This window comes from Microcystis wesenbergii FACHB-1317 (assembly GCF_014696875.1).
Lineage (GTDB): Bacteria > Cyanobacteriota > Cyanobacteriia > Cyanobacteriales > Microcystaceae > Microcystis > Microcystis wesenbergii_A.
In genome coordinates this window covers 1-8,615 of record NZ_JACJQV010000135.1, presented here as the reverse complement: position 1 = coordinate 8,615, position 8,615 = coordinate 1, and the positions used below count along the sequence as shown (strand labels likewise).

Annotated in this window: 5 protein-coding genes and 2 pseudogenes; 2 read left to right on the top strand and 5 right to left on the bottom strand. The window is 45.2% G+C overall.

What is annotated here, in order from left to right; translation table 11 throughout:
- Positions 1–274 precede the first annotated feature (274 nt).
- Together H6F92_RS11785 and H6F92_RS26560 are read right to left on the bottom strand one after the other, a co-directional pair.
- Positions 275–1,291 (bottom strand): annotated as a pseudogene (locus H6F92_RS11785) (pentapeptide repeat-containing protein); the annotation flags it as partial.
- A gap of 185 nt (positions 1,292–1,476) precedes the next feature.
- A pseudogene (locus H6F92_RS26560) lies at positions 1,477–2,496 on the bottom strand (pentapeptide repeat-containing protein); the annotation flags it as partial.
- Positions 2,497–2,797: 301 nt separating this feature from the next.
- On the opposite strand from H6F92_RS26560, the gene H6F92_RS11775 reads away from it, so the two are divergent.
- Complete coding sequence (locus H6F92_RS11775) at positions 2,798–3,235, top strand: DUF29 domain-containing protein (protein WP_190357979.1); 438 nt, start codon at positions 2,798–2,800, stop codon at positions 3,233–3,235.
- Positions 3,236–3,712: 477 nt separating this feature from the next.
- Here the strand turns inward: H6F92_RS11775 and H6F92_RS11770 are convergent, their stop codons facing one another.
- The 3 genes from H6F92_RS11770 to H6F92_RS11760 all read right to left on the bottom strand — a co-directional run bounded on the left by H6F92_RS11770 (position 3,713) and on the right by H6F92_RS11760 (position 7,348).
- Positions 3,713–5,056: a TldD/PmbA family protein gene (locus tag H6F92_RS11770; protein ID WP_190357978.1), complete on the bottom strand. Its 1,344-nt coding sequence runs from the start codon at positions 5,054–5,056 to the stop codon at positions 3,713–3,715.
- 244 nt (positions 5,057–5,300) lie between these two features.
- Complete coding sequence (locus H6F92_RS11765) at positions 5,301–5,876, bottom strand: DUF456 domain-containing protein (protein ID WP_190357977.1); 576 nt, start codon at positions 5,874–5,876, stop codon at positions 5,301–5,303.
- 2 nt (positions 5,877–5,878) lie between these two features.
- On the bottom strand, positions 5,879–7,348 hold the full coding sequence (locus tag H6F92_RS11760) for a TldD/PmbA family protein (RefSeq protein WP_190357976.1): 1,470 nt from the start codon (positions 7,346–7,348) through the stop codon (positions 5,879–5,881).
- A 184-nt stretch (positions 7,349–7,532) separates the two neighbouring features.
- Between H6F92_RS11760 and H6F92_RS11755 the strand changes: the two genes are divergently transcribed.
- Positions 7,533–7,997, top strand: a complete 465-nt coding sequence (locus tag H6F92_RS11755; protein ID WP_002798136.1) for a hypothetical protein — start codon at positions 7,533–7,535, stop codon at positions 7,995–7,997.
- The last annotated feature ends 618 nt before the right edge of the window (positions 7,998–8,615 follow it).

Sequence of the window (8,615 nt, the reverse complement as noted above, 5' to 3'; positions counted from 1 at the left end):
CAAGAAGGATAATGCAAGGTTTTTGAAAGTCCCAATCCTATTTTCTTGCACTAACATCGGACTTTAACAGGTCAAAAGCCTTATTTTAAAAGGGTTTTACCATTATTCAGCAAGCCCTACCTATGCGGCTAATTATAGTTTAGATGGGGAAGGAGACAAGTTTATTGGGGTTACTAATAGGTTAGAAATGGCGCAAGTTTGGACTAAAAAAAAGTGCGACAAGTCGATGCTATAGCCCTAACTAGAACTGCGCTAAAGCGCAACTACAAACCTATCAGAAGCCTAATGTTTTCAAAATTATCGGTAAGGCTGTTTGACAGGCTTGGGCAAGTTTGCTGGCAGGTTCCAAAGCTTTAGCAATTGTTTCGAGAAAATTAACCGCTCGTTGGGCTTTCTTTTGCAGTCCGGCATCATCAGGATTTTGACTAGCTTGGGCAATCTTTTTCACTTGATTGGCGGCTTCGGCTTTTTCCTCTTCATCTAAATGGCTGTCAATTTCAATCGCCTGGGTTAGTTCTTGCAGTAAGGCTTTAAGTTGGGCATTTTCTGGGGAAGCATCGGCTGCAATTTGGTTAATGGTATTAGTTACATCGCCGATAATTTCGCCGAAATTGACGGCGGAATTATTAATATCGCGGATGGTAATATTTGGGGAACTGTCGTTACTGTGGCTCATGGCTTTTGCCTCTACATGGATGGGACGGTTGGCGAGGGTTTTGGTAATTTCCATCATATCAACACTTTGTTGGCGATAGATGGCGATTTCCTCATCTTTGGCGGTGAGTTGTGCCTTATATTGGGCTTCGATGGCTGCGAGTTGTAGTTGATAATTTTGGTTAAATTCTTGATGAATTTTCTCTTTATCAGTATCGGGCGGTACATGGACTTTTACCACTATCACGCCATCTCCTTTATTGGCAATGCTCTGCACCTGAAGCGGCGTATTTTCATTCTGCACTTGTACTTCTTTTAAGGCAGCAATGAAAGCTTTCCAATCCACCCCATTGCGGAAAATCAGGTCAACAGTGTCGAACATTTCGGCAAATAATTTAGTAAATTCACCGGGTTGAAATTCGCCACTGCTGGGGCGGCGCTCTTTTTGCCCATTAAGCAGATAAATGTACTGGCAGTCCACCTCATCCAGTTGGGTGGTGGCATCAATATTCCAATTTTCCACGCAAGCACCCGTCAGAGTAGCATGGCGCAAATCCGTATTGACGGCGTTGACTTCGGTGAGGTTTGCCCCCGCAAGGTTGGCGTATTGCAAGCTGGCTTCACTGATATTCGCTAGTGGGACTTAGACAAAAAACAAATCGAGAAAAGCCTCAACCCCAATCCCTGCTTGGGATTTACTTCGAGAAGCCCAAAATCGCTGAAACCCAGATAGATCAAGGAAAATCATAAATCGAGGTTAACCCTTTGTCCCGTAATGGTTTGAGCCTTTTTTGCTGCCCGAAAATGCCTAAGTCCCACTAGGCGCAAGTTGGCAGCTTGCAGGTTTGCCCCCTCCAGGTATGCCCCCCGTAAATTGGCTTGGGCAAAGTCTTTTCCGCTTCCGGTGCGGGAATCAATCAAAAATTCTCTAACCTGGGGATTGGCTAATAAGGTATGGCCGGGGCGGGCTAATTCCAATTTAATTGCTTGTTTAAAAATTGTTTTATTCAAGATTGCCTGATTAAAATTGGTACTTTTTAAGGTGGCTCCTGTAAAATCTGTTGCGGTTAAATTGGCTTGAAAAAAGGAGGTGCCACCAATGGCAGCAAAGGCTATCACAATTTTACGCAACCAAGGATCGCGGTGTTCTTGTTTAAGGGTCAACCAACCGAGCCAACAGTAAAATAGCGTCAAGGCTCCGGCTACGGCTCCGGCTACGGCTAGGGCTCCGGCTACGGCTAGGGCTAGGGCTACGGCTAGGGCTACGGCTACGGCTACGGCTCCGGCTAGGGCTACGGCTACGGCTACGGCTACGGCTACGGCTACGGCTACGGCTACGGCTACGGCTCCGGCTAGGGCTCCGGCTACGGCTACGGCTCCGGCTAGGGCTCCGGCTACGGCTACGGCTACGGCTCCCGCTCCCGCTCCGGCTACGGCTACGGCTCCGACTCCGGCCAAAATATTTTTACGCCAAGTGACAGCGCAAAAACAGATGAGAAAAATTAAGATTGACCAACCAGCAACTTGGTTTTGTGTACTGGATGAATCAAAAATTAAGCCCACCAGATAACCAGCCATGGCGGAGAAATAACTCGAAAACAGAATTAACACCAAAGCCAACCCCAGCAAAATCACCAGCCACCGCTTCTGCAATCCCGCCTTCGCCCCGGCAAACTTCACCCCCGTCAAATTCGCCCGACTAAAATTTGCCCCGCGTATATCACAACCACTGAAATCCGCCCCCGCTAAGTCCGCACTGCGAAAGTTACCACCCCGCAAGGATTCCCCCCGGAAATCCCGTCGCCCGTTTTTGTACTGTTCAATAACTGCCGCTGCCTTCATCGCCTACGAAATTGCCATACTATGCCCTCAATCTTACTACAAGTCAGAAAGCGGGTTTCCTGAGAGAATCCGATTGACACTCCCACCCCAGCGCTTCGGGATTCTTGGTTCAACGAGTCCACGTTCAAAAACCTGGCATTTTTAGGGGCAATCGCGTCAGGTTCCACACCTCACGTTCTAGAATATATCTGGATTTCCCCCATAGATATCTACTACAATAGCCGAAAAACCCTATCTATCAATGGATACACCCATTAACCTTTCTTAATCTACTAAGTAATTTTCTATGGAGAGTTAAATTATGTCGTCAACTGCCTACGAAACTGATTATAATCAATGGCTAAAAGAGACGGTAAAACATTTACAAGAGCGCAATTTTGAGCAGGTAGATTGGGATAATTTAATTGAAGAAATTGAGAGTATGGGAAAAAGTGATAGACGAGCTTTAATGAGTCTGTTAACCCGTCTTATCGAACATCTTTTAAAGCTGGCTTATTGGCAAGAAGAAAAAAAACGGTCAGGTAATCATTGGGCGGCAGCAATAGTCAATTTTCGCGCCCAAATTCAGCATCGTTTAGAAGATAGTCCCAGCTTACGGCCAGAATTAGCGGCTATGTATGATAAAGTTTATCCAGTGGCGATTAAATCGGTTTCTCAGCTTTTTTCCCTCAATTCAGACGCTCATATATCCCTCGAACAAACATTAGATGATAATTGGTTTCCCCTGGCTGAAAAATAGTTCTTAATTAGGAGTAATACTAAAGCTGAATAAATGTGAAATATAGACGAGGTAAGGGTTTTATTGTCCTGTTTCGCTCTCACAGGTGCAAGATTTTGAGAGAATCGTGGTTCAAAACCTTGGGTCTTCATCGGCCCGCGTCCTGTAGGGGCGAAGCATTCGGGCAATAACCTATCGGTGAAACCGTAGATTTTCTATCCGAATGCTTCGCCCGTACTTTTTGCCGCAAACCCTAATCAGTTTTTAATAACCAGATTTATACTAAATCCGTTGAGTAACGCACAGAAAACGGGTTTCTCGGAGAAACCCGTTTTCTACTCATGCAAAAGACAAAAGGGAGAATCGATAATCAGTCTTTAATAACTGGATTTAGTGTAATTTGGATAGTCAACAGCTTACCCACGACTATAAAATTAGCATCCATCTTGCGGGGGTATTACCCTTGTTAATACCCCCTATTTTTGGTTCGGTATAGTGTTAAGCTTCTCCTGTGATTGATAAACCCTCTACCCAAACGTAGGGACAAACACCACTAGGAGTAATAACTGCTTCCGGTTCCAGATAAACAATCGATTTCAGCAGTGTTAAAATATCCCCAGCTACGGTAGCGGAATCGATGCTAACGCGCTCATTTTTGTTAACTAACCAACCGTCAAAGGGCAAAGAGAAGGAACCTTGTAGAGAATTAACTCCCGCATGAAGTGCCTGTAAACTATCAATTAAAACCACATTTTCTGCTGTTTCCAAAGAATAGCTTTTTGGTTGATTAGCACTAGCAAAAACGTGATAAAAATGGGGACTAACTGTTACTTTTGCGCCAATGTTACCGTTGCCAGTCGGTTCCGTATTCATCCGTTTAGCGGTAATCGTGCTATGGAGAAAATTACTCAAAATCCCCTCTTTAATTAATTCCACACGACGGGTAGGAGTGCCTTCACTATCAAAAGTTTCTGCGGCAACATTAGCCGGATGGAGGGAATCATCGCACAAATTTAAGGCAGTAGCAGCGATTTGTGTCCCTAGGGATTCAGGAGTAGAAAGACTCTGTTTATCAAGGACATTTTGGGCATTAAACAGATTAGAAAATGCTCCCATTAGACTCAAAAAGGCGCGGGGGGCAAAAACCACTAAATATTTACCCGTGGTAATCGGTTGATAGTCCAGATGGCTAACAGTTTTGGTAATCGCTTCCTCGATGCAACCATCGATATCTAATTTTTCCAGTCCCGGACTCACCCGAAAAGCACCAGCGCTGCGGGGTTTTTTGCCTTCCTGTTCGGTTTTGGTGTATAAATACACACTGGCATAACTACGCGCTTCCTGACGCATTGCCCCGTCGCTATTGAGATAAAAACGTCTGACCTGCTGTTGTCCCAAACCGTTATAGGGAACACTGGCAATAGCCGGATGGGCCGCTAGTAGGGATTTTTCGGCGGCTAATAACTTATCGATGAGAGTGGATACAGCTGCTTGATTATACATTTCGCTGGCCACTTCTGTGGTAGGTGCGGTGGCGGCGGGACTAAAATCGGGGACATTTTCCTTAACCCCAAAAAAGCTGGCTTCTTGGGCGGTTTTCAGGGCTAATTGCAGTCCCACCGGGTCCACATCGGTGGTCGAGGTGACACCGACTTGATTATCCCGATTCCAGACGCGAACGATAACGCTGGAACGATTGGAAGCTTGTACCTGTTTCGGTTCCCCTTGAAACACATCCACATCGGTTTCATCCACAGAAGAACCATAGATGTCGTATTTAGCAATTCCTAAAGCTTGGGCGCTAGAATTAGCGATTTGGGCGATATCTTCAACTTTTGGCATAGATTTTTTTTGGTGTTGGAGGATTTTTCAGTTATCAGTAAACAGTAATCAGTAATCAGTGAAAAGAAAGCTCAGAACTTGCCACTTAACAGTGTCCACTGAAAACTCAAATCTGATAACTGATAGCGGTCAGCCGTAAGCTGGATAAGTAGGGAGGCACAATTATTTGTAGGATGGGTTAGCGGTAGCGTAAACCATGCGGGCGATGGGTTTCATGCTTCAACCCAACCTACGTTCTGAAAACTCAAATCTGATAACTGATAACTGATAACTGATAACTGATAACTGAAGAGAGATTGGGCCAAGTGGTGACAATAAAGACGATAACGGCGGCCGTGGCCAGCATAGCTTTGGCAACGTGACCGATAACCGTGCCGACGACGATACCGACACAGACTTTTAGGGATTGTTGCAAACGGGGGGTTAATTCCAAATCGCGACGATAGGCGTATTCTCCGACAAAAGCCCCCACCACAGGACCGACAAATAAGCCGATAATTGGGCCGCCAATGGGTAAAGCGGGTAAAAGCCCGAATATTCCCGCTAATAAACCCACTACTAGCCCGATTTGACTCCAATTGCTCGCCCCAACTTTTTGGGCGCCGAGATAACTAGCGAGGAATTCCACCCCCAGACTGAGGAGAAGGACAACAAAGGCCACGGTTAAAGCGACCCCCATCCCCGCAAATTTGGTGACAAAACCCCACACCACCATGGCGATTAAAATCAAACTCATGCCGGGGACAGCGGGCAGCAGTTCGCCAATTATCCCCACTATCATGATGGCAATGAGGAAATAGTAGAGAATTACTAAAGTCATGATTAACGACCGCCAACGGTAATAGAATCGACTTTTAAATGGGGTTGACCAACGGTGACATAAACGCTACCACTGACGGAACCGCAAAAACCCGCCGCTAGTCCTAAATCTTGGGAACACATAGAGATTTTATTCATAATCTCCTTGGCTGAACCGATTAAAGTCGCGCCTTTCAGGGGTTTAGTCAGGTTGCCATTTTCGATAAGATAGGCCTCCTCGACGGCGAAATTAAATTCCCCGGTCGCCCCCACACTACCACCGCCCATTTTTTTGCAATAAATGCCTTTATCGATGGAATTAAAGAGATTATCGAGGGTATATTCCCCAGGTGCGATGTAGGTATTCCGCATCCGACTAGCGGCCGCATAGGTATAGTTTTGGCGGCGACCGCTACCTGTGCGGGGATGGCCGGTTTTAATTGAACCGGTGCGATCGGCAATGAAGTTTTTTAGGATACCATTTTCAATTAGGAGAGTACGCTGGGCCGGCATTCCCTCATCGTCCATATCGATAGTACCGAAAGCTTTATCGGATAATCCTTCGTCCCAAGCCGTCAGGTTTTCGTGGGCGATTTTTTCGCCTTTTTTATCGAGAAAGGGCGTGGTTTTTTGCTCAATTTGCGTAGTTTCTAGCAAATGGCCGCAGGCTTCGTGGAAGATAACGCCGCCAAATTCATTGGCCATAACGATGGGATAACTGCCGGATTCTACATAGTCAGCGTAAAGCATTTTACCCGCCGATTCGGCCACTTCTGCCGCCGATTCCTCGGCATTCCACGTCCGCAGAAAATCGGGATTACTGGTACTACCCACCCGTTTACCAATGCTAGAACGATTAGTTCCATCGGCACAGAGGAGATTATAGCCCACGGATTGGGTGAGGCGAATATCCCGGGCAAAAGTGCCATCACTAGCGGCAACTAAAATTTCTTGCCAATCGCGAAAATAAGCGGCGCGACGAGATTGGACGTGAGAGGCTTTCTGATTGAGGTGAACGTTAGCAGTTAGGAGAATATCACCCATCTCTCGCAAAGAACTGCAATTATTCAGCCAAATATCTTTATTTTTGACCGTGGCATAATCCCGAAACATTTCCAGATTGATTTCGGGAATATATGCGTTAGGACTGGGTAGGTTTAAACCGAGAATCGATAAACCTTTTTCTAGGGCATTTTTTAAGCCTTGGAAGCTTAAATCGTTGGTACTGACATAACAATCAGCTTTACCGCGAAAAAGGCGGATTCCTGCCCCTGTAGATAGTTTCGGTGAGAGACTGGTGATGGTGTCATCTTCGGCTAAACAACTGATATAGTTGACTCTTTCCAGGAAAAATTCGATAAAAGTTGCCCCGGCAGCCCGTCCCAGTCCCAGAAGAGTGGACAAAGGGGCCGCCCAAGAGCTATCAAAGCACTCCAGACTAGGATTATATTTCAGGGTGGGGAGTTCTTTGGAGATGAGTAGAGTGGGTGACATAAAGCTCGTTTATCAGTTAATCTGCTGGTTTCTAGTCTAACAGTTCTCAGTTTTTTCCGTCTGGGGGTGCGTTAGCGCGGCCCAACCCTGCTAAATTTTTCTCCTTCATATCTCTTAATAAAAACCTTGATTCGATCGCTCATCGCCCGCAAGATTAAATAAAGAGCGACTCAGGATCAAAATAATGGCCACAGCGACACAATTCTTAAACATTTCTGACTTGACAAAAGATGATTATTGTGTATTCGGTTTAGCGATTTGTTTTCTCAAACAGGAGGGAGAATTAGAAAAAGTGGCGGTGTTAGAACCGATTCCCTCGGCGGCCCTAGAGGCAATTGTCAAAGGAATTCCCACTTCCTACGAATTTGCCCGCGCCATGAGTTTAGGAGAGGTATTTCAGGACGATAATCCTCAAATACCCAGTAATTTCCCCGATAATGCCCAATTATGCGAGAATTTTGTCGAAAGGGCGATTGCGGCCACTCGCACCTATAAAAATCAACCCCACCTGCAAGGGTTAATCCCCTTGGGCAGCCAAAAAGACGATTTAAACTTTTCCCTAGAGAAAAAACGCATCTTGAATGCTGTTCATGTGGTGCGGACGGAGGATAACGTCAAACAACATTCTCATACCCATAAGGTTTTGTAATCAAGGTGAGTTCGGGTTAGGGAAATTTGGCAATTTTCCCTGATTCCGAACTCAGGTTATGGCAGTTATCTTAAGGGTGAGGTGTCAAGTTGTGATTTTGAGGAGTTGATGCCCAATTAAGTAGGGAGGCACAATTATTTGTAGGATGGGTTAGCGGTAGCGTAACATGAGCGGGCGTTGGGTTTCATACTTCAACCCAACCTACGTTCATCTAAAAAGATTATAATTTGTTTTCTCAATTTAGGATTAGTAAACCATGGCAAGTATAGAAACATTATTAGCAGAAATTATTAAGGTTGCATCTCACATTTGCAGAAATAGCGACAATCAGCAATTATTGGTGAATCTTAAATTGGTACAAGTATATTAACAACTGCTTGTAAGCATCTCACCGAAAAGCAAATGCGCTCCGGGGTTTGGGTAGGGCTGTTTCATTCTCCCATGAGAATATCAAAAGTAAAAGCGATCACTGTCAGGTAAAATGAGAAGTGAACGCGAACTTTTGAAACATATGTTGAGCTTAATAGAAAAACTGAAACAAGTCAAGGACTTTCGGAAAGATCAAGGAAAAAGACACCCTTTATGGATAGTATTAGTAGTAATAATACTGGGAACAAT